Raw genomic sequence first — 23,971 nt, forward strand, 5'->3', positions numbered from 1 at the left:
GCCCTAGAGCCTAACCGCAATCGCTGCGCCTGGCTGCATCAGGCGGGTTCGCCCAGACGTTCCGGCCTGGGGAAGGGACGCGCGAAGGTGAAGACGTCCGCCGAGGGGCCCTGCAGCCGCAGGCGCTCCAGGCGGTCGCGGGCCATGGCCACGTCCGGCAGTTCATCGACCGATAGCCACCAGAGCGCGAGGCTGGGCGCGGGCAGGCGCTCCATCCAGTCGCGCTTGCTGCGCAGGACCTGCAGGTGCTCGCCGGCATAGACATAGTCCTTGAGCGCCTCCACCGATTCCCACACCGACAGGTTGACGATGATCAGCGGGTCCTCGAAGACGCGGATGGAGGTGGCATCGCCCTCCTCCGTCTGCAGGCGCCAGACGAACCCGGGGCTGCGCTCGGCAAGGGCATTGATGTGGTCGAGCTGGTCGACGAAGCCCTTCATCAGCGGGTGATCCAGCGGGGCGCGGGCCTTGGCGATGTTGACCTGGGCGAGGTGGTAACGAGCGGACGACGAATTCAACGTCAGGGCTTCCTTGTCATGGTTGTCAACGCAAGCGCGGGCGGCACGGCGAGGGTCCGTGCCGCCCGGCGGGTTCAGCGACGAACATCGTCCATCCAGAACGGACGCTCGATTTCTTCGAGGATATCGGCACGGCTCAAGCCGATGTCCTTGAGTGCTTCATCGCTCATGCTCGCCAGCTCACGGCGCTGGCGCGCCAGCTCCTGCCAACGCAGGAAGCGCTGTACCACGCGTTTCCATAGCGACACGGTTGTGCCGTTGTGGGCAGAGGCTTTGTGGACATGGTAGGACGCTGCTACGAAACCAAGTTGACCTTTCATCATGCTTCCCTCCCTGTGGGGTTGGATGCAGTTTCCCGCTCGCGCTAAGATCAATCCAACGAATCATTCTTATGCGACTCATCTCGGAGATTGATGAATGAGCAGCTTTCCCAGCATCGACAGCGAACTGCTGCGCACCTTCGTCGCCATCGCCGACCACGGCGGCTTCACCCGCGCGGCCGAGATGGTCAACCGCACCCAGTCGGCGGTGAGCATGCAGATGAAACGCCTGGAGGAAGACGTGCTGGAGCGCAGCCTGTTCGAGCGCGACGGCCGCCAGGTGCGGCTGACGCCCGAGGGGCAGATCCTGCTGGGCTACGCGCGGCGCATCCTGCGGCTGCAGGGCGAGGTGTTCAACACTTTCCGCCAGCCGCACATGGTCGGCTCGGTGAAGATCGGCACGCCGGATGACTACGTGATGCGCTTCCTGCCCAGCATCCTTTCGCGCTTCGCCGAGGCCTACCCGCTGGTGCAGGTGGAAGTGCACTGCGAATCGTCGGCGCAACTGCTGATGCGCAACGACCTGGACCTGTCCATCGTCACCCGCGAGCCGGGCACCGAGATCGGCCAGTTGCTGCGCCAGGAATCCTTCGTCTGGATGGCAGCCGAGAGCTTCTGCCCGCAGGAACAGCGCCCGTTGCCGCTGGCGATGTTCAACACCGCCTGCTTCTGCCGCGCCTGGGCCTGCAATGCGCTGGAAGCGATGGAGGTGGACTACCGCATCGCCTACAGCAGCCCGAGCCTGTCGGCGCTGTTCGCCGTGGCCAGCGCGGGGCTGGCGGTCACGGCGCAGCTGCAGAGCCTGCTCACCGGCAACCTGCGCATCATCGGCGAAGACGAGGGCCTGCCGGTCCTGCCCACCGCCAGCATCGTGCTGCTGCGCGGGCAGAAGATGACGCCGGTGACCGACAAGCTGGCCGAATACATCGTCGAGGGCTTCCGTTCGTAAGGCGGCTCAGCGCACCGCCAGCAGCACCGCGCAGACGATCAGGAAGGCACTGAAGGCCATGCGCAACTGGCGCTCGGGCAGAGCGTGGGCCAGGCGCACGCCCCAGGAAATGCTCAGCAGGCCGCCCAGCGCCAATGCACTGCCCATGCGCCAGTCCACATGGCCGTGCACGGCATAGGTCGCCAGCGCCACGCCCGTGCTCGGCGCCGCCAGTGCCAGGGCGAGGCCCTGGGCGATGACCTGGGTCAGACCGAAGACCGAGGTCAGCACCGGCGTCGCCAATACCCCGCCACCGACACCGAACAGCCCGCCCAGCGACCCCGCCCCCAGGCCCAGCACCCCCATCCACGGCAAACCGTAGCGCGGCGTGCTGCTGCCCTCGGGCACGCGCTGGAACAACCGCACCAGCAGGTAGAGCGCCAGCAGGACGAGGAACACCACGAAGGCGGTGCGCATGCTGCCGGCGTCGAGGTTGACCGCAATGCTCGACGCGAAGAACGCGCAGACCAGGCCGGTCAGCGCCAGCACGCCGGCCTGGGCAAAATCGATGCGGTTGCGCTGGTGGTAGCGCCAGATCGCTAGCACAACGTTCGGCACCACCATTACCAGCGCCGTGCCCTGCGCCAATTGCTGATCCAGCCCGAACAGCACGCCCAGCGCCGGAATCGCCAGCAGCCCGCCGCCGATGCCGAACAGCCCACCCAGGCTGCCCAGGATGACGCCAAGCAGAAAGTCCACAACCAGGTCCCACATCACGCACCTCCACGACTGTGCGTCCATGCTAGAAAACCGTGGCTGGATGGGAAACGCAAAGCGCAGCACAATGGCTTTGCCTTTTTCGCATAGCGAACTTGCCCCATGAATGTTTCCGGCCTCGAAGACCCGCTCGACCTGTATCTGGACGTGCTCGAGCACGGCAGCTTCTCCGCCGCCGCGCGCCTGCGCCAGCTCACGCCCTCCGCCGTCGCGCGGCGCATGGATGCGCTGGAGCAAGGACTCGGGTCGACCCTGCTGGTGCGCAGCACCCACCAGGTGCGCGCCACGCCAGCGGGCCTGGCGTTTGCCGAACGCGCCCGGCGGATCGTCGGCGAACTGCGCCAGGCGCGGGCCGAAGCGGTGTCCCTGAGCACAGCGCCGGAAGGGCTGATCCGCATCGATGCACCGGTGCCCTTCGGCCGCCGCCACCTGGCTCCGGCACTGGCCGACTTCCTCACCGCCAACCCTGGCCTGGATGTGCAACTGCGGCTGATCGACAGCTTCACCGATACCCGCGGAGAAAACCTCGGCCAGGTCGACCTGGTCCTGCGCATCGGCACCCTGCCCGACAGCCGCCTGGTCGCGACGCGCCTGGCGGCCATGCGGCGGATCGTCTGCGCCAGCCCCGCCTACCTGGAACACTACGGCACGCCGGCCTCGCCATCGGCGTTGCCCGATCACGTCGGCCTCGACTGGGAAGGCCTCGCGCCGCCGCTGGCCTGGCGCTTTCTCATCGATGGCAAGCTGCAGCACCTGCGGCCGCGCCGGCTGCGCATGACCGCCAACAACGCCGAGACGCTGGTGGAAGGCGCCCTGCAAGGCCTCGGGCTGGCCCACCTGCCGACCTGGCTGTGCAGCGAGTACCTGATCAGCGGCCAACTGGTGCCGCTGTTCTGCGAGAACGGCCTGCCCGAGCCGGAGCCCGGCGTCATCCACGCATTACGTCTGGAGCGTGGCACGCACCCGCGCAGCGAGCGCCTGCTGGCCTTCCTGCTGGAGCGCTTTGGCTTTCCACCGCCCTGGGACGCGGCGCTGGCGGAAGCGCTGTTCAAGAATTAACCATCGCGCTAAATTAATGCGCAATCACCTCTTCGCTTCGAGCGCGAGCCAGGAGCACGCCATGACCCAGCAAGACCCGACCTGCGAAGCCCTCAAGCTGGATAACCAGCTGTGCTTCGCCCTCTACTCCACGTCCCTGCAGATGACCAAGGTCTACAAGCCGCTGCTGCAGGAACTCGGCCTCACCTACCCGCAATACATCGCCATGCTGGTGCTGTGGGAGGAAGACGGCATCACGGTGGGCGAAATCAGCGCGCGCATGCTCACCGACCCCGGCTCCCTCACTCCACTACTCAAGCGCCTGGAGGCCGAAGGGCTGATCACCCGCACCCGCAGCCAGGCGGACGAACGCGTGGTGCAGCTTCGCCTGACCGAAAAGGGCCGCGACCTGCGCCGACAGGCGGAGCGCATTCCGGCCTGCATCCTGGCCAGCAGCGGGCTAACGTTGGACAGTCTGAAGCGCCTCCAGGAGGAGCTGGTCGACCTGCGCGGACATCTGCAAGCCCCGTAAACCGGGGCTTATGCCAAAGCTGCAGGTTCTTTAGTCAGAAATCTTCCAATAATTATCTTGCGCACTAAATTAAATAGAACTAACTTTCACCTCACGAACTGCTTAGCGCACCAAACTTTAACCAACCAGACATTCACAGCCAGACACTCGGAGACACACCATGCAAACCATCAAAGCCCTGTACACCGCCACCGCTACCGCCACCGGAGGCCGCGACGGCCGCGCCGTCTCCTCGGACGGCATCCTCGACGTGAAACTGAGCACCCCGCGCGAACTGGGCGGTGCGGGCGGTGAAGCCACCAACCCGGAACAACTGTTCGCCGCCGGCTACTCGGCCTGCTTCATCGGCGCCATCAAGTTCGTCGCCAGCCAGAGCAAGAAGCAGATCCCGGCGGACGCCTCGATCACAGGCAAGGTCGGCATCGGCCAGATCCCCGGCGGCTTCGGCCTGGAAGTGGAGCTGAACATCAACCTGCCAGGGCTGGACCAGGCAGAAGCCGAAGACCTGGTTGCCAAGGCCCACCAGGTCTGCCCCTACTCCAACGCGACCCGCGGCAACATCGATGTACGCCTGAACGTCAGCGTCTGACCTCTCCAGGTCGCAGAAACGAAAAAGCCCGGCATCAGCCGGGCTTTTTTGTGTCTCGAATCAGGCTCAGGCCTTGACGCGGGACTTGTACTCGCCAGTGCGGGTATCGATCTCGATGGAGTCGCCGATTTCGCAGAAGGCGGAAACCTGGACTTCAGCACCGTTCTTCAGGCGAGCGGTCTTCATCACTTTACCGGAGGTGTCGCCACGGACAGCCGGCTCGGTGTAGACGATTTCGCGAACGATGGTGGTCGGCAGTTCGACGGAGATGACTTTATCGTTGTAGAAGACCGCTTCGCAGACGTCGGTCATGCCGTCTTCGATGAAGGTCAGCACGCCTTCCAGGTCGCCTTTCTCGATTTCGTACTGGTTGAACTCGGTGTCCATGAAGACATACAGCGGGTCGGCGAAGTACGAGTAGGTCACTTCCTTGCGATCGAGGATGATCGGCTCCAGCTTGTCGTCGGCCTTGAACACGGTCTCGGTGCCGGCACCGGTCAGCAGGTTCTTCAGCTTCATCTTGACGACCGCGGAGTTACGGCCGGATTTGTTGAACTCGGCCTTCTGGATGACCCAGGGGGCGCCATTGATGTTGGCAACCTGGCCAGCGCGGAACTCTTGTGCGGTTTTCATACGATTATCCGATTGGATTGGAGACAAAAAACAGGGGCCATATCATAGCCAATTTGTATAAAAACGCACCAGCCCCGCGGCAAGATCGGTTTGTTCGGTCAATCGGCGCTGCCAATCGCCAATCCACGTCGCCCATTCCGGCATCCGCTTCTCCAGCGCTCGCCAAGCCTTGCCCGCATCGCCCCGGCCGTTCCAGGCGCTCCAGAAGGCGACCAGGTCCGCCCGCAGTGACTCGTCCAGCCCCTCACCGAACAGCGCCAGGAAGGCATCGAGTTTTTCCAGGTGGACCTCTTCATCCTGCGGATAGATGTGCCAGACGAACGGCCGCCCCGCCCACTGCGCGCGAACGAAGGAGTCCTCGCCGCGCACGGCGTTGAAATCGCAGCTCCACAGCAACAGGTCGTAGTCTTCCTGGCGCACGAACGGCAACACCTGCACGCGCAACGATTCGCGCCGGACCTGCTCGCCGACCGCCAGCGATTTCCCGGCCCAGCGCTGGACGTCCGCCAGCACCCTGCCCTCGGGCACCAGCAGCAGCGTTGGCTCGGTGCCGGCAGCCACTGCATCCAGCCAACCGGCCAGCGCGGCATTCTCATAGGCAAACAGAGAGATGCGCCGCTCGTTCGCGCGCGGCTGCACGCCGAGGCCTTCGAGGAATCGCAGGCTGGCAGCCGGATCGGCCTGGAAGGCATCGCGCCGGGCGATCAGATCACTCTCGCGCAGCAGGCCACCGGTGGCCGGCGTGAAACCGGGGAAATAGAAGTACTTCTGCAGACCGCTGGCCTGCATCGACGGCAAGCCGTGGCAGGACTCCACCCACGGCTCGGCGCTGAGGTATTCCAGGTTCAGCCACAGCGACGGCCTCTGGCGACGCCCCATGGCTTCTATATAGGCAGCCGGCAGTTCGCAGGCGAACGCTTCGATGACCACGTCCGCTGCGGTGGCTCCCTGCCAGGGCCTGGGCCACAGGCACACATCGACCTCCGCTTGCCGTTGCGACACGGCGGCGCCATCGGCCTCGGGGCAGATACGCACGAAGGCTGCGAGGTCGTCGACCCACAGGCGCACCGGCTGCCGATGTTCCTCCGCCAACTGCCGGGCCAGCCGCCAGGTGACGCCGATATCGCCGTAGTTGTCGACTACGCTGCAGAAGATGTCCCAGCTCGCCATGCGCGTTCCTACGTACCAGAGCCTGTCTCAGAAGGCGCCAGTGTACCCGCGATCCCGACCATGCTCCTTAAGCCGATGAATCCGTTGGAAAAAATTTTCAAAAAAGATTTGCCAAGGAGGAAACCTTTGAGTAAAGTGCGCGCCTCGACAGACACAGCGCTGTCGAGAAATCTGGTGAGGTGTCCGAGCGGTTGAAGGAGCACGCCTGGAAAGTGTGTATACGAGAAATCGTATCGAGGGTTCGAATCCCTCCCTCACCGCCAGATTCATGAAAAAGCCCGGCTAAGCAATTAGCCGGGCTTTTTCGTTTCCGCTTCACACTTTCTTCACCGATAGCCGCTAGTTGCAAGTTGTCAGTTGGACAACTGCACAACGCCGACTAAACAGTTGTTCGACCATTGTCGACACTCTTTCGACAGCTTGGTTCCGAAACCCGAAAGCGGCGCTGCACCCGCCTGATAGCCTTTGGCAGTGCGCCTTTGCCAGATTGGACAGTTTTTGCCCAAATCGGCCTCGCACTAGTGCTAAGAGCAGGCCTAACATGAAAAAAAAGTGCTGTACTTGCGCTTGGTCAGTTTACTTACTACAAGTAATGAGTACTATGTAGTCCGGCTAATTTCCCAGTCATGGGAGATTGCTTTTAATGGAAATGTCCACCTTAAGGGGAACACGATGAACAACGTTCTGAAATTCTCTGCTCTGGCTCTGGCTGCTGTTCTGGCCACCGGTTGCAGCAGCCACTCGAAAGAAACCGAAGCACGTCTGACCGCTACTGAAGACGCCGCTGCTCGCGCTCAAGCCCGTGCCGATGAAGCTTATCGCAAGGCTGACGAAGCTCTGGCCGCCGCTCAGAAAGCCCAGCAGACCGCTGACGAGGCTAACGAGCGCGCCCTGCGTATGCTGGACAAAGCCAGCCGCAAGTAATAGATCTTCGGATCTGTTCGAAAAAACCGACCCCTCGGGGTCGGTTTTTTTATGCCTGCCGTTTGCGGCCCAGCGCGATCGGCAGGCAACAAAAAGCCCGCTCGACCGGTGACGGTCGGCGGGCTTTTCGTTGAGGGCCGGTGGATTACTGCAGCGGCACGGCGTCCTGGTCGACAGTGGCGGCAACCGAACCGCCCTGCACTTGCGGCTGGGCGATGGCGACGGGCAGGCCGTCTTCGGCAGCGACCACTTCACGCACCACGTTCCAGTCCATCTGCATCTGGCTGGCAATGTCCTCGCGCTTGAGCAGGGCGTTGATCACCGCGGTGTGCTTGTCGACCACCGACGGGTCGCCGTTGTCATCGATCGGCGCGTGAGCCTCGAGGTAGATCTTGCCTTCGCTGCGGCCGAACTTGTACGGCTCGTTGATGATGCGCACCTTGGTGCCCACCGGGATCATCGAGAACAGCTGGGTAACGTCCCAGTTGTACATACGGAAGCAACCGTGGCTGGTGCGGGTGCCGATACCGAACTTCTTGTTCGAACCGTGGATCAGGTAGCCGTGGAAGCCCAGGCTCATCTTGTACGGGCCCAGCGGGTTGTCCGGGCCCGGCGGCACCACGGTCGGCAGCGGGTCGCCATCGGCGGCGTGCTCGGCGCGGATCGACGCCGGCGGGTACCAGGCCGGGTCCTTGGTCTTGGCGATCACGGTGGTGCTGCCCACCGGCGAACCCCAACCCTCTCGGCCGATGCCCAGGGCGTAGGTGTAGACGACGTTCTTGTCCTTGGGGAAGTAGTACAGGCGGTACTCGGCGAGGTTGATCACCACCCCTTCACGCGGGCCCGGGGGCAGGACGAAACGGGTCGGAATGATGATCTCGGTGCCCACGCCCGGCAGCCAGGCGTCGACGCCCGGGTTGGCGGCGATCATCTCGGAGTAGCCGAGGCCGTATTTCTCGCCGAGATCGGCGAAGGTGTCTTCGTACTTGGCCTTGATCACCTGGACCTGGCCGACGATATCGTCACCCGGTGCCGGCAGCGGCAGTTCAATGGCGGAAACGGGGCCGGCCGAGAGCAGCGCGGCGAGGGACAGCGAGCAGGCGGCAATGACGCGCGACAACATCCGAGGATCCTTGACGAGGGCAATGAGCAAAGGGTGATCAGTTTACCACCGCAAGCCCCGTCAACGGGAGATGTCAGATGAGCCAGGAACTGCGCGCGCCGCGCTTTTCCTCATCCAGTTGTTTCAGGCAGGCCGCGCAGATGCGTCGATCGCGCAACAGCGGTTTTTCGGCGCCGCGCCACAGCGGCTGGGCCGGCAGCAGGCTGCCGCAGAGCGTGCGGTCCGCCGGGGTCCCCAGTTCCAGTTGGCGTGCCACCAGGTGCACCCGGACCTCGCGGCAGGCGAACAGATCCAACTGCTCATCGGGCTCGATCAGTTGGTAGGCGAAGAGGGTCCAGGCGGGGCGCGACATAGGGGGTTCCAGAAGGGTGCGCAAACATAGCCGAAAGGCCGGGCGCGGGGAAGCCTCGATTCTGCCGTTTATCAACGCGGCGAGTGATCAGAGTAGCGGCTTGAGCGTCGGCCACACGTTATCCAGCAGTCTGGGCTGCGCCGCCACCGCCGGGTGGATGCCGTCAGCCTGCATCATGTCCTGCACGCCGCCCACCCCGTCGAAGAAGAACGGCACCAGCGCGATCTTCTGCTCGTTCGCCACGCTCTGGAAGACCTGGGCGAAGGCATCGGTGTAGCGCTGCCCGTAGTTGGGCGGCAGGCGCATGCCCAGCAGAACGACCCTGGCGCCCGCCTGCCGCGACTGCTGAACCATCGCATTAAGATTCTGTTGCAATTGCGCCGGCGCCATTCCGCGCAGGCCGTCGTTGCCGCCCAGCTCGATCACCACCAGTGCCGGCTTCTGCTCCGAAAGCAGCGCCGGCAGCCGCGCGAGGCCGCCGGCAGTGGTGTCGCCGGAGATCGACGCATTCACTACCCGGTAGTCGAAACCCTGCTCCTTCAGGCGCTTGTCCAGCAGGTTGACCCAGCCCTGGCTGGTATCCAGCCCCAAACCGGCGCTGATACTATCGCCGACGACCAACAGCGTCTGCGCCGCGGCCTGCTGCGTGATCAGAAGCAACGCCAGGCAGCCGCCCATTAGCCATGCACGCATCGGATTCTCCATGAGCGAACGCATTCTCACCGCGCGGAACCTTAGCAAGGTTGTTTCCAGCGCGGAAGGCAAGCTGACCATCCTCCACGACCTCTCCCTCGACCTCGCCCGCGGCGACAGCCTCGCCATCGTCGGCAGCTCCGGCTCGGGCAAATCCACCCTCCTGGGCCTGCTCGCCGGGCTGGACCTGCCCAGCGGCGGGGAGATCGTCCTGCTCGGCCACGCCCTCGGCAGCCTCGATGAAGACCAGCGCGCCCGCGTACGCGCCGCCCACGTCGGCTTCGTCTTCCAGTCGTTCCAGCTGCTCGACAGCCTCAATGCACTGGAGAACGTCATGCTGCCGCTGGAGCTGGACGGCCGCAAGGACGCCGAACAGCGCGCCCGCGAGTTGCTGGAGCGGGTCGGCCTGGGCCAGCGCCTGACCCACTACCCGCGCCTGCTCTCCGGTGGCGAGCAGCAGCGGGTCGCCATCGCCCGCGCCTTTGCCGCCGAACCGGACGTGCTGTTCGCCGACGAGCCCACCGGCAACCTCGACACCCACACCGGCGAGCGCATCAGCGACCTGCTCTTCGAGCTGAACCGCGAGCGCGGCACCACGCTCGTGCTGGTGACCCACGACGAACGCCTCGCCCACCGCTGCCAGCGCCACATCCGCCTGGAAAGCGGCCACCTGATCGACCACGTCGAACCCTGACGGACCCGAGCCGATGAAGCCATTGTCGCTGCCCAACCTGTTCCGTCTGTCCCTGCGCCAGCTGTGGCGCGAGGGCCGCAGCGGCGAACTGCGCGTGCTGTTCTTCGCCCTGCTGGTGGCGGTGGCGGCCAGCTCCGCCATCGGCTATTTCAGCGCGCGACTCAACGGCGCCATGCTGGTGCGCGCCGCCGAATTCCTCGGTGCGGACCTGGTGCTCACCGGCACCCAGCCGGCGCAACCACAGCAGATAGACAGCGGCCTCGCGCTCGGCCTGCAGCATGCGCAGAGCGTGGAATTTTCCAGCGTGGTCGCCACCGACAACGGCATCCAGCTGAGCAGCGTCAAGGCGGTCGGCGAGAGTTACCCCTTGCGTGGCGCATTGAAGAGCGCGCCCGCACCGCTGGAGCCGGAAGTCGAAGGCGGCCGCCCGGCGCCAGGCGATATCTGGGTCGAATCACGTCTGCTGGCCAGCCTCGACCTGAAGATCGGCGACAGCGTCGACATCGGCCGCAAGCCCCTGCGCATCGCCCGCGTGCTGACCTACGAGCCGGACCGCGCCGGTGACTTCTACAGCCTCACCCCGCGCGTGATGATGAACCTGCAGGACCTGGACGCCACCGGCGTGGTCCAGCCCGGCAGCCGGGTGCGCTACCGCGACCTGTGGGGCGGCCCGCACGACGCGCTGCAAGCCTACCGCGGCGCCATCCAGGGCAAACTGGCCGCCAATCAGGAGCTACAGGACGCCCACCACGGCAACCGGCAGATCGGCGACGCCCTGGGCCGCGCCGAGCGCTACCTGAATCTCGCCAGCCTCGCCGCCGTGCTGCTCGCCGGCGTGGCGGTGGCCCTGTCGGCCAACCGCTTCGCCACCCGCCGCTTCGACGCCAGCGCCCTGCTGCGCTGCCTGGGCCTGTCGCGCCGCGAGGCCCTGCTGTTGTATGGCAGCCAGTTGTTCGCGCTGGGGCTGGTGGCGAGTATCGCCGGCGCCTTCCTCGGCTGGCTGGCGCAACTGGGCCTGATGCAGCTGCTGGGCAACCTGCTGCCCCCGGAAATCCCCGACGCCGGCATCGTCCCCGCGCTCGCCGGAATGGCCACCGGGCTGGTGGCGCTGGCCGGCTTCGCCCTGCCGCCGCTGGCAGCGCTGGGCCGCGTACCGCCGCTGCGCGTGCTGCGCAGCGACCTGCTGCCCGTGCCGATGCGCACCTGGGCCGCGTACGGGTGCGCCCTGCTGGCCCTCGGCCTGATCATGTGGCGCCTGAGCCTCGACCTGAAACTCACCCTCGCCCTGCTCGGCGGCGGCGCCGTTGCCGCGGTGGTCCTCGGCTTCATCCTGCTGCTGGCCCTGCGCGGCTTGCGCCGTGCACTGCAGGGTGCAAGCCTGCCGTGGCGCCTCGGCCTCGGCCAGTTGTTGCGCTACCCGCTGGCGGCCGCCGGGCAGAGCCTCGCCTTCGGCCTGATCCTGCTGGCCATGGCCCTGATCGCCCTGCTGCGCGGTGAGTTGCTGGACACCTGGCACTCCCAGTTGCCGCCCAACGCGCCGAACCACTTCGCCCTGAACATCCTGCCGGCCGAGAAAGAAGGCTTCGAGCAGCGGGTAAAGGCGCTGTCGCCCCATGCCGAAGACCTCTACCCGATGGTGCCCGGCCGGCTGGTGGCGGTGAACGGCAAGCCCGTGCATGCCATGAACGAAGACATCCGCAGCGAACGCGCCCTGCAGCGCGACCTCGGCCTGACCTGGTCGGCGCGCCTGCCCTCGGGCAACCGCATCGTTGCCGGCGACTGGTGGCACGCCGGCCAGAAGAACGAACTGCCGGGCGTCTCGGTGGAAGAGAAGCTCGCCGGCAATCTCGGCCTGAAGGTCGGCGACCATTTGAGCTTCACCGTCGCCGGACAGACCCGCGAAGCGCAGATCCGCAGCCTGCGCGCGGTGAAGTGGGACAACTTCCAGCCGAACTTCTTTATGGTCTTCGAGCCCGGCACCCTGACCGACCTGCCCGTGACCTACCTGACCAGCTTCTACCTGCCGGCCAGCCAGGAACGCCAGCTGATCGAACTGGCCCGCGCCTACCCCACCGTCACCCTGCTCCCGGTGGACGCGCTGCTGGCGCAACTGCGCAGCATCCTCGACCAGGTCACGCTGGCGGTGGAGTACGTGCTGGTGTTCGTGCTCGCCGCCGGCTTCGTGGTGCTGTTCGCCGGCCTGCAGGCCACCCTCGATGAGCGCCTGCGCCAGGGCGCCCTGTTGCGCGCCCTGGGCGCCGAACGCGGCCTGCTGATGCGCACACGGCGCAGCGAGTTCGCCCTGCTCGGCGCGGTCAGCGGATTGCTGGCGGCGCTGGGCTGCGAACTGATCAGCTACCTGCTCTATCGATGGGTGTTCGACCTGCCGTGGAGCCCGCATCCCTGGTTGCTGCTGCTGCCGGTGCTGGGCGCGCTGCTGGTGGGCGGCGCCGGGTTGCTCGGCACGCGCCGCGCGCTCAACGTGAGCCCATTGCGCCTGCTGCGCGAGAGCTGATCGGGTAGACTGCCCCGATCACTCTCTCCGCACTGGATGCCATGAGCCGCTATCGTCCGCCCCGCCCCGCCGGTACCCCGCTGATCACCCCCGAAGGCGAAGCGCGCCTGCGCGCCGAACTGCATGAACTGTGGAACGTGCGCCGGCCCCAGGTGACGCAGTCGGTCAGCGAGGCCGCCGCGCAGGGTGATCGCTCGGAGAATGCCGAATACACCTACGGCAAGAAGATGCTGCGCGAAATCGACAGCCGCGTGCGCTTCCTGCGCAAGCGCCTGGAAAACTGCAAGGTCGTCAGCGAGCGGCCGGCCGACCCGAACAAGGTCTATTTCGGCGCCTGGGTCACCCTGGAAGACGAAGAAGGCGAGCAGGCCCGCTACCGCATCGTCGGCCCGGACGAGCTGGACTTGCGCAACAACCACATCAGCATCGACTCGCCGCTGGCCCGCGCCCTGGTGGGCAAGGAACTGGACGCCGAGGTGATGGTGCGCAGCCCCTCCGGCGAGAAGCTGTGGTTCGTGGTGGAAATCGAGTATCCCTGAGGCACATGCGTGCAGGAGCGAGCTTGCTCGCGAACCCGCCCAGCGTGGGCGCTGCCGGTGAATCCGTTCGCGAGCAAGCTCGCTCCTACAGAATGATCAGAGCGGCGGTGGGCGGCGGGTGATCAGGCCTTGGCGGGCGACACGGGTGAGTTCGTGAACCGCGGACTCCAGTTGCTCGGCCACCGGCGACTGGACGACGGCAAAGTCGAAACTGTCGCTGGGGAAGCGCGCCAGATCGGCAAAGGTCTCGGCGAACTGGATCAGGAAAGTGCGCGAGCCGTTCCAGCGCTTGGGCCAGCCATCGAGGTAACGGACGAGGGTGGGCTGGTGATTGCCGCCCAGGAGGATCTTCGGATTGCGACGCACCAGCCCGGTGGTGATCGGGGCCAGGCGCAGATGCGGGTTGGGACAGGTCATGGTGTCTGGTCTTCCACCTCAAAGGTCCTGCTGGACGCGGCGAGAGGCACACCGAACCAGCGCTTTAGCGGTATTTCGATGTCAGCCATGGCTGCATCCGCGCCCCGCAAGTTGCTACTTAAATCGGCGCTGAGCGGCATCCTAGAGAAGGCCCGGCAGCACTGTCAAGGAGACCCGAATCGATGACCACGCCACCCTTGCGGCTGTTCTTCGCGCTGCCCTGCCCGCCCGCGCTGGCGGCGCAGATCTGCGCCTGGCGCGACACCCTGCCCCTGGACGGCCAGCCCGTAGCCCAGGCCAACCTGCACCTGACCCTGGCTTTTCTCGGCTCGGTGCCGCGCGGCCGCAAGGCGGAACTGCGCGCCATCGGCGAGCGCCTGCCGCGCCAGGGCTTCGAGCTGGAACTGGACCACGTCGCGCGCTGGGGCAACGGCATCCTGCATCTCGCACCGAGCCACATTCCCGCCGCCCTGCATGAGCTGGTGCAGGCCCTGCGCGAAGCGCTGCGAGCCGGTGGGTTCGAGGTCGAGCAGCGCCCCTTCCATCCGCACATCACCCTTGCCCGCCACGCCCATCACACACCGGCGGCGACCGCCTCCTTCCTGCTGCCCGCCCGGGCGGTCACCCTGTTCAGTTCGGAGAACAGCCCCAGCGGCGTGCGCTATCGCGCCATCGGCGAGTGGCCGCTAGACGGCGCCTGAGCGAGCCGCCCATTCGCTGGCGTAATCCAGGAAGCGGCGCAGACCGGCCGTGGGGTACTTGTCGATGTGCAGCGCGCGGAAGAAGGTGCGCCGCAGCGGCCCCAGCGGGTTGCCCAGACGCACCAGCTCACCGCGTTCCAGCTCCGCCTGCACCACGCGCTGCGACAGGCATCCGATGCCGCATCCGCTGCCCACCAGGTGCTTGATCGCCTCGGCGTTGCTGACCTCCAGAGGCGCGTCGACGCTGCCCAGGCGCGGCAACACCTGCTGCTCGAAGGTCACCCGCGTGCCCGAACCGGCCTCGCGCAGCACCCAGCGCGCCGCGGCCAGATCCCTGAGGGTGACGCGCTCGGCCAGCGCCAGCGGGTGGTCCGGCGCCACCACCAGCAACAGCTCATCGGCCAGCCAGGGCGTGAGCTGGATCTGCGGATGCTGGATCGGCGCCTCGATGAAGGCCACGTCCAGGCGAAACTCGGCCAGCGCCTCGATCACCCCACCGCTGTTGGCCACCTGCAGCTCCAGGCGGCTGTCGGGTAGCTCGCCAAGAAAGCCGGCCATGACCTGCGGTAGCAAATACCCGCCAATGCTGCGGCTGGCGCCCAGGCTCAGTTGCACGGGCGCCGATTCGAACAGGCTTTCCAGCTCGGCGCTCTGCGCCAGCAGTGCGCTGGCCTTGGGGTAGAAGGCGCGGCCGTTGTCGTTAAGCGCCAGGCGCTTGCCGCTGCGGTCGAACAGGCGCGTGCCGAGGGTACGTTCCAGCTCCTGCAACGCCTGGCTGGCGGCGGATTGCGAGAGCGCAATGCGCGCGGCCGCCTGGGTCACGTTGCCCAATTCGGCGATCGCGGTGAAGGTCGCCAACTGGCGAAGGGTGAGGCGCGGGCCCATATCGATAAAACCGGTCAACCCAATAAGAACAATCCGTTTTTACACTAAGCGGGGCGGCGGCACCATGGCTTCACCTTATACAAGGAGCCTGCAATGAACGCCCTTCGCCGCCCGCCCTACTACCTCCCCGGCGCCCTGCTCTGCCTGGCCATCGCCTCCGGCTCCCGCCAGCTCATGGAAATCCCCGCACTGCAGCACCTGGGGCTCGGCAGCCTGACCCTGGCGATCCTCATCGGCCTGCTGGCCGGCAACCTCGGCCTGGCCCGCTTCGGCGGCATCCGCCCCGGCATCGACCTGTCGCGCCAGCAACTGTTGCGCCTGGGCGTGGGGCTCTATGGCCTGCGCCTGACCTTCCAGGACATCGCCGCCCTCGGGCCAGCCGCGCTGATCATCGATGTATTGATGGTTGCCAGCACCCTGACCGTGGCCTGGTGGATCGGCGAACGCTGGCTCAAGCTGCCGCGCGAAAGCGCCCTGTTGATCGGCGCCGGCAGCGCCATCTGCGGCGCCGCCGCGGTGATGGCGAGCAGCCCGGTGCTCAAGGCGCGGGCCGAGCACACCGCCGTCGCGGTGGCCACCGTGGTGCTGTTCGGCACCCTGGCGATGCTGCTGCACCCGCTGATCTACGCCGCACTGCCCCATCTGTTCGGCAGCGAGCAGGCATTCGGCGTGTTCACCGGCTCGACCATCCATGAAGTCGCCCAGGTGGTCGCCGCCGGCCGCGCCATGGACCCGGCCGCCGCCGACGCCGCCTTGATCAGCAAGATGCTGCGCGTCCTGCTGCTGGCCCCGGCACTGCTGATACTTGGCCGCGTAGGGTGCGCCGAAGCCGCCGAGCCGGGCGCCCGGCGCAAGCTGCACATTCCCGGCTTCGCCGTGCTGTTCCTGCTGGTGACCGGTCTTCGCTCGCTGGGCTGGGTGCCGCAAGGCTGGCTGGCGCCGTTGCAGCAACTGGACGACGTGATGCTCGGCATGGCGATGGCCGCCCTCGGCCTCGCCACCCGCCTGGGCGACCTGCGCAAGGAAGGCCCCAAGCCGCTGCTGCTGGGCGCCGGGCTGTTCGTCTTCCTGCTGGTGGGCGGCGGCTTGATCAATGGCGGCGTGCAGTACCTCTTCCATTGATAGGAAACCCGTGCAGGGATGAGCAGGCTCGCTCCGCACAAGGGACAAAACGAAAAATGCCGGGCAATACCCGGCATTTTGCTCTTCGTAGGAGCGAGCTTGCTCGCGAACCGCTTGATGCCGGTGCGGCCGGAGGCACTGTTCGCGAGCAAGCTCGCTCCTACAGATATCCCGTGTAGCAAACGAAAAAGCCGGGCAATGCCCGGCTTTTTCAGGGATGACGTCCGTATCAGCTGGACAGCTTGCGGTCCAGGGAGAACGGGCCGGCGCCGCTGATCAGCAGCGCGACGCTGATCATGATCAGGGTGAAGGCATATTCGAAGCCGTTGGCGGTGATGAAGAAGCCGTTGGCCAGGTGCACGCTGAACACGGCGACCAGCATGGCCACGATCAGCGGGATGCTCGCCAGGCGCACCAGCAGACCGAGGACCAGGGCCAGACCGCCGAAGAACTCCGCGCTGCCGGCCAGGGTCGCCATCAGGTAGCCAGGAGTCACGCCGAGGGATTCCAGCCAGCCCGCCATGCCTTGCAGACCCGGGCCACCGAAGGCACCAAAGAGCTTCTGCGAGCCGTGAGCCATGAAGGTCAGGCCGGTGGTGATACGCAGCACCGCGATGCCAGCGCCAGCGTTGGTGGTCAGGATGGATTTGATCAGCGAGTTCATGGTGCGTCCTTATGGGAGGCTCTGGTGAGAGCGAAGGGTTGCGTAGGAAGTAGATGACAACCGTGGTTGCTTGGCGACCAATATATCCAGTTTTTCCGATATCAAAAGCGCAAAATCGCGCTAATAACTATCGAACAAACCGATTACTTCTTGATTGCCGCCACGCTCTCACGTGGCTCCAGGCCATCACGTTCCCGCTGATATGCAAGATAGTACTTGTTGACGCTGCTGACGTAGTTCACCACGCCCATACCCAGTTGTTCGGCGGCCACGCGCTCGACCTGGAAGAACCACTGGTTGGGGTTCAGGCCCTGGCGCTTGGCCTCGGCGCGCAGGCTTTGCACCCGCTCGGGACCGGCGTTGTAGGCAGCAAGAACGAAGGCCATGCGGTCCCGTTCGTTGATGCGCGGGCTGGAGAAGAAGCGCTTGCGCAGCATCGCCATGTAGCGGCTGGCGGCCTGCACGTTGTTCTCCTTCTGGTGCACGGTGTTCACGCCCACGGCGCGCGCGGCCGCCGGGGTGATCTGCATCAGCCCGGTGGCGCCGCCGGCGCCGCGCGCGCCGGCATCGAGGTTGGATTCCTTGAAGGCTACGGCGGCCAGCGCCAGCCAGTCGACCTTGCTCTGCTCGGCGTAGCGCTGCAGCGTCGGGCGCACGGCTTCCAAACGCTTGCGATCCGGCACCACCAGCGGATTGCGCACCTGGTAGGCGCGGCGGTAGAGGCGCTGGAACGCCACGTCCTGGTCCGCCGGCGCACGGTAATCCTTGAGGAAGCGGTTGACGCTGGCCTGCAGCATCGGTGCATCGCGGCGCACGTACCAGGTCATCGGCTCGCTGTTGTCCAGCACCAGGTGGCGGTCGACGCGCAGCTTGGTGAAGACCTTGGCCCAGCGCTCGGCGATGGGCTGCTCGACCACGGTGTAGTTGAAGATGCCGGCCTGGACCATCTCCAGCACATCCTCCACGGCCAGCGAGGAATCGGTCCATTCCAGCACCAGCGGCGCCAGGCGCTTCTGCGCCAGGCGTTCGTTGACCTTGCGCACGGCCTCGCCGGCGGCGGTACCGGCCGGCAGGGTGATGGTGCGGCCGGCGAGTTGCTCCAGGCGCACGAACTTGCGGTTGCCCTGCTTGGTCACCAGCACCAGCGGCACGTCGGCCTTCCACGGCAGGCTGGGACTGACGTTCTGGCCATCGCGCGCCAGCAGGACTTCCCCGGGCGCGACCAGATCGCCTTCGCCGCGCTGCAGCGCGCCGAGCAATTGATCCTTGGCCTTGGGAATGAATTTGACGGTGAGCGGCTTGCGCCCCGGTGCGCTGTCGTTGAGGTACTGCTCGAAGGCACGCAGCCGGCGGTACTCGACACCGATGGGTTCGCCCTTGATTTCGCCGGAGCTGTTGCGGCTCTGGTTGACCAGCACCCGCAGGGTGCCGCCCGAACGGATGGCGGCCAGGTCGCGGGCGCCACTGCTTTCCTGCTCCCAGTTTTCCGGCTGGGCGGTCAGGCGCGCAGCCGCCGGCAGTGGCGTCAGGGCCACGAGGCACAGCAGTAGCAGCAACAGTCGGGTCATCCAGCTCTCCAGGGGTCGCACTCGGCGGCGGGCCGGTTAGAGTGCGGTTTCAGCCGGGGGTTCCCGACCGCCAAGGGCGCGCAAGACTCTCACAGGAGGGACTCAATACCAACCCGAAACTTCCGATAGATCTTCGGAATGCTCCACAACCTGTTGTTTTTCAAGAATTTTCGCTCAAAAAGCGGTATTTGCTATGCTCCGCTTCCGAACAAAAGGAAGAAAAATGCAACTGATCGACATCGGCGTCAACCTCACCCACCCAAGCTTTGCTTCGGAACGTGAAGCGGTCCTCGCACGCGCAATCGAGGCTGGCGTGACGCAGATGGTGCTCACCGGCACCCGCCTCGACGACAGCGAACAGGCCCTGGAACTGTGCCGGCAACTGGACGACGAACAACGTCTCTACTGCACCGCCGGCGTCCACCCGCACGAGGCCAGCCACTGGGTCAGCGGCAGCGCGAAGGTGCTGCGTGGCCTGCTGGCCGAGGAGCGGGTGAAAGCCGTGGGCGAGTGCGGGCTGGACTTCAACCGCGACTTTTCGCCGCGCCCGCAGCAGGAGAAGGCTTTCGAAGAACAGCTGGGCCTGGCGGTGGAGCTGCAGTTGCCGGTGTTCATCCACGAACGCGACGCCGGCGAACGCCTGCTGGCGATCCTCAAGGAGTTCCGCGACCGACTCCCCGCCGCGGTGGTGCACTGCTTCACTGGCGAGCGCCGCACACTCTATTCCTACCTCGACCTGGACCTGCACATCGGCATCACCGGCTGGATCTGCGACGAGCGCCGCGGCACTCACCTGCAGGAACTGGTGCGGGAAATCCCCCAGGGCCGGCTGATGCTGGAAAGCGACGCGCCGTACCTACTGCCGCGGACACTGCGCCCCAAACCCAAGAATGGCCGCAACCAGCCCGCCTATCTGCCCGAAGTGCTGGCCTGCGTGGCCCAGCACCGCGGCGAGAGCGCCGAGCAGGTGGCCCACCACACCACCGCCTGCGCACGACGGTTCTTTGACCTGCCAGAAATTTGAACCGGCTCTCAAGATCGCCCTTCCGCCGCCGATACGTCGAAAGCGGAAGGTGGGTTGATTCCCATCAATGGCCACCTTCATCCTTTTCACGAGAATAATGGCGCCTTGCCACTGTTCGACCGACAAGAAGAGAGTTATGGCCGCCTGGATCCGCGATATTTCCCTCAAGTACAAGTTCTGGGCCGTCAACGCGGTCGCTTTCGTCACCACGCTGCTGCTGGTGCTGTTCGCCATGCACCAGGAGCTCGATGGCCGCAACCAGCAGGCGCGTCAGGGCGCCGAAGCCCAGGCGCAGTGGCTCAAGAGCTGGCCGGCCGGCTCGGCGCTGCCGGCTTCGCCGAATCTCGTCGGCTTCGCCAGTGGTAGCGCGCCGCAGATCGCCGGTATCGACGGCTCCGCCCTCGCCCGCGCCAGCGGCTGGGTCGACCTGCAGGGTGCGCAATCCCGCGCCGGCACACTCGCCGGCGCCTATGTGCAGGACCTCGGCAATGGCCAGCGCGTCGCCGTGCTCGCCCCCGGTGCCGATTTCTGGACGGTGTTCGAAGACCGCGCCCTGCCCTTCGCCGGCGCCGTGCTGGTACTGATGCTGGCGCTGCTGGCCGCCTCGCAACTGCTGATCCGCTTCATCCTCACCCACCTGCTGACCCTGCGCGACGTCATGCTGCACGTGGAAAAGAGCGGCGACCTGGCCGCCCGCGTGCCGCTGGAAAGCCGCGACGAAGTCGGCCAGATGGCCACCGCGTTCAACGCCATGCAGGCCGGCTACCAGCGTGTGGTGGGCACCGTCGCCCAGGCCGCCGGCCGCCTCGACGAAGGCGCGCGCAGCCTCGCCAACAGCATGGGCCAGGTGCGCCAGGGCATGCTCGGCCAGCAGAGCGAGACCGACCAGGCCGCCACCGCCATCAACGAGATGTCCACCACGGTTCACCACATCGCCCAGCACGCCGCGGATACCCGCGACCAGTCGCAGGAAGCCGACCGCCTCGCCGGCAACGGCCAGCAGGTCGTCAGCCGCGTCGGCCAGTCCATCGCCGGGCTGTCCCAGGGCGTGCAGCAGACCGCCGAGATGATCCAGCAGCTGGCCCAGGACAGCCAGAAGATCAGCAGCGTGGTCAGCGTGATCCATGGCATCGCCGAACAGACCAACCTGCTCGCCCTCAACGCCGCCATCGAAGCGGCCCGTGCCGGCGAGATGGGCCGCGGCTTCGCGGTGGTAGCCGACGAAGTGCGCAACCTCGCCAAGCGCGTACAGGACTCCACCGACGAGATCACCCAGATGATCAACGCCCTGCAGTCGGGCACCCGCGATGCCGTGGAGTTCATGCAGGAAAGCTCGATCAAGGCCGACGGTTGCGTCGAAGAGGCCCGGGAAGCGGGCGAAGCCCTGGCGGCCATCGCTTCGGCGGTGGCGCTGATGCGCGAGAGCAATACGCAGATTGCCGTGGCCGCCGAACAGCAGAGCCAGGTCGCCGAGGAAATGACCCGCTCGGTGGTGGGCATCCGCGACGTCACCGAGCACACCGTGCAGCAGACCGTCGATTCGGCCCGCACCAGCCATCAGCTGGCAGACCTCGCCGGCGAGCTCAGCCGCGCCATCCGCCAGCTGCGCCTGTAATACCTATCGCCCGCATAGCCTGCGCCCATTGGCGCGGGCCTTGCGGCAGCACCTAGACTGCTGGCATCCCGCCCGCCTGCGCTCAGGCGGGCTTCTCAGTCTCGGAGCTTCGCCATGGGCAAACGTCACCCCAACCTCCTCGCCTGGCAGTGGCAGGGCTACGCCGCCAACCACCGCAATCCCACCAACCTCGCGCTGCACATCATCGCCGTGCCGCTGTTCATCCTCGGCGCCCTGACGCTGCTCAGCGGACTGTTCGGCCTGAGCCTGTCGGCGATCCTGCTGGGGGTGATCGGCATGGTGGCCTCGCTGGCCATCCAGGGCCGCGGCCATAAACTCGAAGCGCAGGCCCCCGAGCCCTTCGACGACCGCAAGGATGCCGTGGGGCGCCTGCTGGCCGAGCAGTTCGTCACCTTCCCGCGCTTCGTCTTGAGCGGCGCCTGGTGGCGCGCGTGGCACCAACGCAAGGGCTGATCGCAGGCGCGGCATTTCGGCCATTCAAGTCGCAGGCGGGTTCGCCGATATAATCGTCGAGATTTCGTCACGAGCTGTTGAGATGTCGGCTTTTCGTCATTTTATTGGCATTTTTGCCTGCCTGTTTCTTGTCGCAACCGCGTCTCGGCCCCGGAACCGGCGGCCGAGCGCAGCGTGCTGACCGTTGCAGTGAAAGGCCAGCCACAGCTCGCGCGGCACTATCGCCTGCGCGACCTGGCCGCACTGCCGCAAACCGAACAGCGCTCCATGCTTCCCGACGAAACCCGTGTGTACCGCTGGCAGGGCGTGCGCCTGAGCACCCTGCTCGCCGGCCTGGAACGCGGACGCGCCCAGCACCTGCGGGTCGAGGCGCTGAACGACTATTCCGCGCTGATTCCGCTGAGCGACCTCGACGCCTTCGAGCCGATCCTTGCCTACCGCCGCGACGGCCACACCCTCGGCATCGCCGAACGTGGCCCGCTGTTCGTCATCTACCCGATGCTCGATCACCCGCCGCTGCGGACCCAGGTCTACTTCAACCGCACCGTCTGGCAGGTAAGCCGCATTACCCTGGAGTGATCGCCGTGCCCCCGCAGCCACCCAGGCGGCGCCGTCGCCGCCTGACCGTCATCATCCTCAGCGGCCTGATCGTGGCGCTGACCGTCGGCGCCGGCGCCGCGCTGCGGATGGTGCACCAGCACGTCCGCCAGTTGGCCCATCCCGACGCCCACAGCGAGCTGTGGCAGGCCTACCAGCTGCGCGCCGAGCTGGAACGCTCGCTGGCGACCGCCCGGCAGGTGCTCGCCGGCCAACGCGACAGCGATGCCCTGGCGACACGCGTCGAGGTGCTCGCCAGCCTGCTGCCGCCGCTGCGCAGCACGCCGGTCTATCGCTACCTGGTGGTGCCGCGCCCGGAGGTGCAGGCAACGCTGGAGAAGATCCAGCGCCTGAGCGATGCCTGGCTCGTGCGCGCGCCCTGGGGCCAGCCGGAGGCCGCCAAGCGGCTGGCCGGGGACATGCTGCGGGACCTGCCGCCGCTGCTGGAGCCGGCCCACGACGTGGTGGTGGCGACCAATATCGCCCTGACCAACTACATGGACGCCGAGCGCCAGGACCTGCAGCACGCCTTCAACCTGCTCGCCTGGGTGCTCTTCGGCCTGGGCCTGTGCAGCGTGCTGCTGGCCCTGCGGGTGATCGCCAACTCGCGGCGCAAGCAGTTGCTGACCCAACGCCTGCACGACCTCAACCAGTCGCTGGAGCAACGCGTCGACCAGCGCACCCAGGAGCTGAGCGAGCGCAAGGCGCTGCTGCGCTACATCCTCGACACCAGCCCCAGCGACGTGGCGCTGCTCAGCGACGAGGATTCCCGCGCCCACTACGTCAGCCCCCGCCTGCTGCAGCGCACCGGCGTGCGCCCGGACGAGCCCTTCACCCTGCACCGGCTGTTCGACGACCCGGATGAGCAGGCGCGCTTCCGCCAGTCCCTCGCCGAGCATGGCCAGCTGGACAGCTGGGAAACCCGCCTGGCGGGCAACCCGTCGTACTGGGCAATCGTCTGGGCACGGAAGATGGAAGTGGACGGCCGCCCCGCCTCGCTGGTCTGGAGCTTCGACATCAACCAGCGCAAGGCCATGGAGCAGGAGCTGCGCCTGCTGGCCACCACCGACCCGCTGACCGGCCTGCAGAACCGCCACGCCTTCGTCAAACGTGGCGTCGCCCTGCTCAAGAGCGCCCAGCGCTACGAGCGCCAGTGCGCGGCGCTGATGCTCGACATCGACTTCTTCAAACCGATCAACGACACCCACGGCCATGCCTTCGGCGACGCCGTGCTGCAAGCCGTGGCGAAGGAACTGACCCAGGGCTTGCGCGAAGTGGACCTGCTGGGCCGCCTGGGCGGCGAGGAGTTCGCCGCAATCCTGCCGGAAACCGACCTGCAGCAGGCCCTGCAGGTGGCCGAGCGGGTGCGCCACAATGTGCAGGCGCTGTCCTTCACCAGCGAAGACGGCAGCCGCGTGCGCCTGACCCTGAGCATCGGCGTGGCCGTTCGCCGCGACGGCGAGCTGCGCCTGGAAGACCTGCTCGCACGCGCCGACCGTGCGCTGTACCGGGCCAAGGCGGGCGGGCGCAACCGCACGGAAACCGCGCCCGGCGTCTGA

27 protein-coding genes and 1 tRNA gene are annotated in these 23,971 nt (G+C 66.4%); 16 read left to right on the plus strand and 12 right to left on the minus strand.

What is annotated here, in order from left to right; translation table 11 throughout:
- Positions 1-38 precede the first annotated feature (38 nt).
- Together ACNFIA_RS24925 and ACNFIA_RS24930 are read right to left on the minus strand one after the other, a co-directional pair.
- Positions 39-518, minus strand: coding sequence for a DUF3291 domain-containing protein (locus tag ACNFIA_RS24925; RefSeq protein ID WP_416789618.1), 480 nt, complete (start codon positions 516-518; stop codon positions 39-41).
- Positions 519-592: 74 nt separating this feature from the next.
- Positions 593-838 (minus strand): DUF1127 domain-containing protein, encoded by a 246-nt coding sequence (locus ACNFIA_RS24930; protein WP_416789689.1) that lies wholly within the window; start codon positions 836-838, stop codon positions 593-595.
- A gap of 97 nt (positions 839-935) precedes the next feature.
- Here ACNFIA_RS24930 and ACNFIA_RS24935 point away from each other — a divergent pair, with 97 nt between their 5' ends.
- Entirely contained in the window at positions 936-1,787 is an 852-nt protein-coding gene (locus ACNFIA_RS24935; protein ID WP_259756009.1) for a LysR family transcriptional regulator, read from the plus strand.
- A gap of 6 nt (positions 1,788-1,793) precedes the next feature.
- On the opposite strand, the gene ACNFIA_RS24940 is transcribed toward ACNFIA_RS24935, so the two are convergent.
- Positions 1,794-2,540 carry a sulfite exporter TauE/SafE family protein gene (locus tag ACNFIA_RS24940; RefSeq protein WP_259756010.1) on the minus strand — a complete coding sequence of 249 codons (747 nt, stop codon included), beginning with the start codon at positions 2,538-2,540 and terminating at the stop codon, positions 1,794-1,796.
- A 105-nt stretch (positions 2,541-2,645) separates the two neighbouring features.
- Between ACNFIA_RS24940 and ACNFIA_RS24945 the strand changes: the two genes are divergently transcribed.
- From ACNFIA_RS24945 to ACNFIA_RS24955, 3 genes are all read left to right on the plus strand, one after another.
- Positions 2,646-3,602, plus strand: coding sequence for a LysR family transcriptional regulator (locus ACNFIA_RS24945; RefSeq protein ID WP_416789620.1), 957 nt, complete (start codon positions 2,646-2,648; stop codon positions 3,600-3,602).
- A gap of 61 nt (positions 3,603-3,663) precedes the next feature.
- Positions 3,664-4,113, plus strand: a complete 450-nt coding sequence (locus ACNFIA_RS24950; RefSeq protein WP_416789622.1) for a MarR family winged helix-turn-helix transcriptional regulator — start codon at positions 3,664-3,666, stop codon at positions 4,111-4,113.
- Between the two features lie 160 nt (positions 4,114-4,273).
- Positions 4,274-4,702: an organic hydroperoxide resistance protein gene (locus ACNFIA_RS24955; RefSeq protein ID WP_024764536.1), complete on the plus strand. Its 429-nt coding sequence runs from the start codon at positions 4,274-4,276 to the stop codon at positions 4,700-4,702.
- Between the two features lie 66 nt (positions 4,703-4,768).
- On the opposite strand, the gene efp is transcribed toward ACNFIA_RS24955, so the two are convergent.
- Both efp and earP read right to left on the minus strand, forming a co-directional pair.
- Positions 4,769-5,335: an elongation factor P gene (gene efp, locus ACNFIA_RS24960; protein ID WP_090260808.1), complete on the minus strand. Its 567-nt coding sequence runs from the start codon at positions 5,333-5,335 to the stop codon at positions 4,769-4,771.
- 42 nt (positions 5,336-5,377) lie between these two features.
- A complete protein-coding gene (earP, locus tag ACNFIA_RS24965; RefSeq protein ID WP_416789625.1) occupies positions 5,378-6,505 on the minus strand; it encodes an elongation factor P maturation arginine rhamnosyltransferase EarP in 1,128 nt (375 codons plus the stop codon).
- Between the two features lie 173 nt (positions 6,506-6,678).
- Between earP and ACNFIA_RS24970 the strand changes: the two genes are divergently transcribed.
- Both ACNFIA_RS24970 and oprI read left to right on the plus strand, forming a co-directional pair.
- Positions 6,679-6,768: transfer RNA gene (locus ACNFIA_RS24970), tRNA-Ser, on the plus strand.
- Between the two features lie 409 nt (positions 6,769-7,177).
- Positions 7,178-7,429, plus strand: coding sequence for an outer membrane lipoprotei OprI (oprI, locus tag ACNFIA_RS24975; RefSeq protein WP_017517003.1), 252 nt, complete (start codon positions 7,178-7,180; stop codon positions 7,427-7,429).
- A 145-nt stretch (positions 7,430-7,574) separates the two neighbouring features.
- Here oprI and ACNFIA_RS24980 read toward each other — a convergent pair whose 3' ends face one another.
- The 3 genes from ACNFIA_RS24980 to ACNFIA_RS24990 all read right to left on the minus strand — a co-directional run bounded on the left by ACNFIA_RS24980 (position 7,575) and on the right by ACNFIA_RS24990 (position 9,597).
- Complete coding sequence (locus ACNFIA_RS24980) at positions 7,575-8,552, minus strand: L,D-transpeptidase family protein (protein WP_259756017.1); 978 nt, start codon at positions 8,550-8,552, stop codon at positions 7,575-7,577.
- Between the two features lie 73 nt (positions 8,553-8,625).
- The gene (locus ACNFIA_RS24985; RefSeq protein WP_259756018.1) at positions 8,626-8,904 is read right to left on the minus strand and encodes a hypothetical protein; all 279 of its coding nucleotides are present in this window, start codon (positions 8,902-8,904) and stop codon (positions 8,626-8,628) included.
- An 87-nt stretch (positions 8,905-8,991) separates the two neighbouring features.
- Complete coding sequence (locus ACNFIA_RS24990) at positions 8,992-9,597, minus strand: arylesterase (protein ID WP_416789627.1); 606 nt, start codon at positions 9,595-9,597, stop codon at positions 8,992-8,994.
- A gap of 10 nt (positions 9,598-9,607) precedes the next feature.
- On the opposite strand from ACNFIA_RS24990, the gene ACNFIA_RS24995 reads away from it, so the two are divergent.
- The 3 genes from ACNFIA_RS24995 to greB are packed head-to-tail and all read left to right on the plus strand — an operon-like array spanning position 9,608 to position 13,345.
- The gene (locus tag ACNFIA_RS24995) at positions 9,608-10,291 is read left to right on the plus strand and encodes an ABC transporter ATP-binding protein (protein WP_416789629.1); all 684 of its coding nucleotides are present in this window, start codon (positions 9,608-9,610) and stop codon (positions 10,289-10,291) included.
- A 13-nt stretch (positions 10,292-10,304) separates the two neighbouring features.
- Positions 10,305-12,806 carry an ABC transporter permease gene (locus ACNFIA_RS25000; protein WP_416789631.1) on the plus strand — a complete coding sequence of 834 codons (2,502 nt, stop codon included), beginning with the start codon at positions 10,305-10,307 and terminating at the stop codon, positions 12,804-12,806.
- A 41-nt stretch (positions 12,807-12,847) separates the two neighbouring features.
- Positions 12,848-13,345, plus strand: a complete 498-nt coding sequence (gene greB, locus ACNFIA_RS25005) for a transcription elongation factor GreB (protein WP_259756023.1) — start codon at positions 12,848-12,850, stop codon at positions 13,343-13,345.
- 96 nt (positions 13,346-13,441) lie between these two features.
- Here the strand turns inward: greB and ACNFIA_RS25010 are convergent, their stop codons facing one another.
- Complete coding sequence (locus tag ACNFIA_RS25010) at positions 13,442-13,762, minus strand: hypothetical protein (RefSeq protein ID WP_259756024.1); 321 nt, start codon at positions 13,760-13,762, stop codon at positions 13,442-13,444.
- 182 nt (positions 13,763-13,944) lie between these two features.
- Between ACNFIA_RS25010 and thpR the strand changes: the two genes are divergently transcribed.
- A complete protein-coding gene (gene thpR / locus ACNFIA_RS25015; protein ID WP_416789634.1) occupies positions 13,945-14,463 on the plus strand; it encodes an RNA 2',3'-cyclic phosphodiesterase in 519 nt (172 codons plus the stop codon).
- Here thpR and ACNFIA_RS25020 read toward each other — a convergent pair.
- The gene (locus tag ACNFIA_RS25020; protein WP_416789636.1) at positions 14,449-15,348 is read right to left on the minus strand and encodes a LysR family transcriptional regulator; all 900 of its coding nucleotides are present in this window, start codon (positions 15,346-15,348) and stop codon (positions 14,449-14,451) included. The two genes, thpR and ACNFIA_RS25020, sit on opposite strands and share 15 nt — an antisense overlap.
- A gap of 93 nt (positions 15,349-15,441) precedes the next feature.
- Here ACNFIA_RS25020 and ACNFIA_RS25025 point away from each other — a divergent pair, with 93 nt between their 5' ends.
- Entirely contained in the window at positions 15,442-16,470 is a 1,029-nt protein-coding gene (locus ACNFIA_RS25025; RefSeq protein ID WP_416789638.1) for a YeiH family protein, read from the plus strand.
- Between the two features lie 229 nt (positions 16,471-16,699).
- Here the strand turns inward: ACNFIA_RS25025 and ACNFIA_RS25030 are convergent, their stop codons facing one another.
- A complete protein-coding gene (locus ACNFIA_RS25030; RefSeq protein WP_045211483.1) occupies positions 16,700-17,134 on the minus strand; it encodes a DoxX family protein in 435 nt (144 codons plus the stop codon).
- Positions 17,135-17,277: 143 nt separating this feature from the next.
- Positions 17,278-18,702: a transglycosylase SLT domain-containing protein gene (locus ACNFIA_RS25035; protein ID WP_416789640.1), complete on the minus strand. Its 1,425-nt coding sequence runs from the start codon at positions 18,700-18,702 to the stop codon at positions 17,278-17,280.
- Between the two features lie 223 nt (positions 18,703-18,925).
- Between ACNFIA_RS25035 and ACNFIA_RS25040 the strand changes: the two genes are divergently transcribed.
- The 5 genes from ACNFIA_RS25040 (at position 18,926) to ACNFIA_RS25060 (ending at position 23,971) form a co-directional block, all read left to right on the plus strand.
- On the plus strand, positions 18,926-19,726 hold the full coding sequence (locus tag ACNFIA_RS25040; protein ID WP_416789641.1) for a TatD family hydrolase: 801 nt from the start codon (positions 18,926-18,928) through the stop codon (positions 19,724-19,726).
- 136 nt (positions 19,727-19,862) lie between these two features.
- Positions 19,863-21,341: a methyl-accepting chemotaxis protein gene (locus tag ACNFIA_RS25045; protein WP_416789643.1), complete on the plus strand. Its 1,479-nt coding sequence runs from the start codon at positions 19,863-19,865 to the stop codon at positions 21,339-21,341.
- 114 nt (positions 21,342-21,455) lie between these two features.
- Complete coding sequence (locus ACNFIA_RS25050; protein ID WP_416789645.1) at positions 21,456-21,815, plus strand: Mpo1-like protein; 360 nt, start codon at positions 21,456-21,458, stop codon at positions 21,813-21,815.
- 174 nt (positions 21,816-21,989) lie between these two features.
- Complete coding sequence (locus ACNFIA_RS25055) at positions 21,990-22,394, plus strand: molybdopterin-dependent oxidoreductase (RefSeq protein WP_259756035.1); 405 nt, start codon at positions 21,990-21,992, stop codon at positions 22,392-22,394.
- A complete protein-coding gene (locus ACNFIA_RS25060) occupies positions 22,394-23,971 on the plus strand; it encodes a diguanylate cyclase (protein ID WP_416789690.1) in 1,578 nt (525 codons plus the stop codon). The genes ACNFIA_RS25055 and ACNFIA_RS25060 overlap by 1 nt, the downstream gene beginning before the upstream one ends.

Origin of the sequence: Pseudomonas sp. NY15437, from assembly GCF_048068435.1 — a bacterium.
In the GTDB taxonomy this organism is placed as follows: Bacteria; Pseudomonadota; Gammaproteobacteria; order Pseudomonadales; family Pseudomonadaceae; genus Pseudomonas; species Pseudomonas nitroreducens_B.

Bases quoted from the DNA above. Each gene is read 5' to 3' on its own strand.
- ACNFIA_RS24930 (WP_416789689.1), bottom strand. From the start codon at position 838: ATGAAAGGTCAACTTGGTTTCGTAGCAGCGTCCTACCATGTCCACAAA.
- ACNFIA_RS24935 (WP_259756009.1), top strand. From the start codon at position 936: ATGAGCAGCTTTCCCAGCATCGACAGCGAACTGCTGCGCACCTTCGTC.
- ACNFIA_RS24940 (WP_259756010.1), bottom strand. From the start codon at position 2,540: ATGTGGGACCTGGTTGTGGACTTTCTGCTTGGCGTCATCCTGGGCAGC.
- ACNFIA_RS24945 (WP_416789620.1), top strand. From the start codon at position 2,646: ATGAATGTTTCCGGCCTCGAAGACCCGCTCGACCTGTATCTGGACGTG.
- ACNFIA_RS24950 (WP_416789622.1), top strand. From the start codon at position 3,664: ATGACCCAGCAAGACCCGACCTGCGAAGCCCTCAAGCTGGATAACCAG.
- ACNFIA_RS24955 (WP_024764536.1), top strand. From the start codon at position 4,274: ATGCAAACCATCAAAGCCCTGTACACCGCCACCGCTACCGCCACCGGA.
- efp (WP_090260808.1), bottom strand. From the start codon at position 5,335: ATGAAAACCGCACAAGAGTTCCGCGCTGGCCAGGTTGCCAACATCAAT.
- earP (WP_416789625.1), bottom strand. From the start codon at position 6,505: ATGGCGAGCTGGGACATCTTCTGCAGCGTAGTCGACAACTACGGCGAT.
- oprI (WP_017517003.1), top strand. From the start codon at position 7,178: ATGAACAACGTTCTGAAATTCTCTGCTCTGGCTCTGGCTGCTGTTCTG.
- ACNFIA_RS24980 (WP_259756017.1), bottom strand. From the start codon at position 8,552: ATGTTGTCGCGCGTCATTGCCGCCTGCTCGCTGTCCCTCGCCGCGCTG.
- ACNFIA_RS24985 (WP_259756018.1), bottom strand. From the start codon at position 8,904: ATGTCGCGCCCCGCCTGGACCCTCTTCGCCTACCAACTGATCGAGCCC.
- ACNFIA_RS24990 (WP_416789627.1), bottom strand. From the start codon at position 9,597: ATGCGTGCATGGCTAATGGGCGGCTGCCTGGCGTTGCTTCTGATCACG.
- ACNFIA_RS24995 (WP_416789629.1), top strand. From the start codon at position 9,608: ATGAGCGAACGCATTCTCACCGCGCGGAACCTTAGCAAGGTTGTTTCC.
- ACNFIA_RS25000 (WP_416789631.1), top strand. From the start codon at position 10,305: ATGAAGCCATTGTCGCTGCCCAACCTGTTCCGTCTGTCCCTGCGCCAG.
- greB (WP_259756023.1), top strand. From the start codon at position 12,848: ATGAGCCGCTATCGTCCGCCCCGCCCCGCCGGTACCCCGCTGATCACC.
- ACNFIA_RS25010 (WP_259756024.1), bottom strand. From the start codon at position 13,762: ATGACCTGTCCCAACCCGCATCTGCGCCTGGCCCCGATCACCACCGGG.
- thpR (WP_416789634.1), top strand. From the start codon at position 13,945: ATGACCACGCCACCCTTGCGGCTGTTCTTCGCGCTGCCCTGCCCGCCC.
- ACNFIA_RS25020 (WP_416789636.1), bottom strand. From the start codon at position 15,348: ATGGGCCCGCGCCTCACCCTTCGCCAGTTGGCGACCTTCACCGCGATC.
- ACNFIA_RS25025 (WP_416789638.1), top strand. From the start codon at position 15,442: ATGAACGCCCTTCGCCGCCCGCCCTACTACCTCCCCGGCGCCCTGCTC.
- ACNFIA_RS25030 (WP_045211483.1), bottom strand. From the start codon at position 17,134: ATGAACTCGCTGATCAAATCCATCCTGACCACCAACGCTGGCGCTGGC.
- ACNFIA_RS25035 (WP_416789640.1), bottom strand. From the start codon at position 18,702: ATGACCCGACTGTTGCTGCTACTGCTGTGCCTCGTGGCCCTGACGCCA.
- ACNFIA_RS25040 (WP_416789641.1), top strand. From the start codon at position 18,926: ATGCAACTGATCGACATCGGCGTCAACCTCACCCACCCAAGCTTTGCT.
- ACNFIA_RS25045 (WP_416789643.1), top strand. From the start codon at position 19,863: ATGGCCGCCTGGATCCGCGATATTTCCCTCAAGTACAAGTTCTGGGCC.
- ACNFIA_RS25050 (WP_416789645.1), top strand. From the start codon at position 21,456: ATGGGCAAACGTCACCCCAACCTCCTCGCCTGGCAGTGGCAGGGCTAC.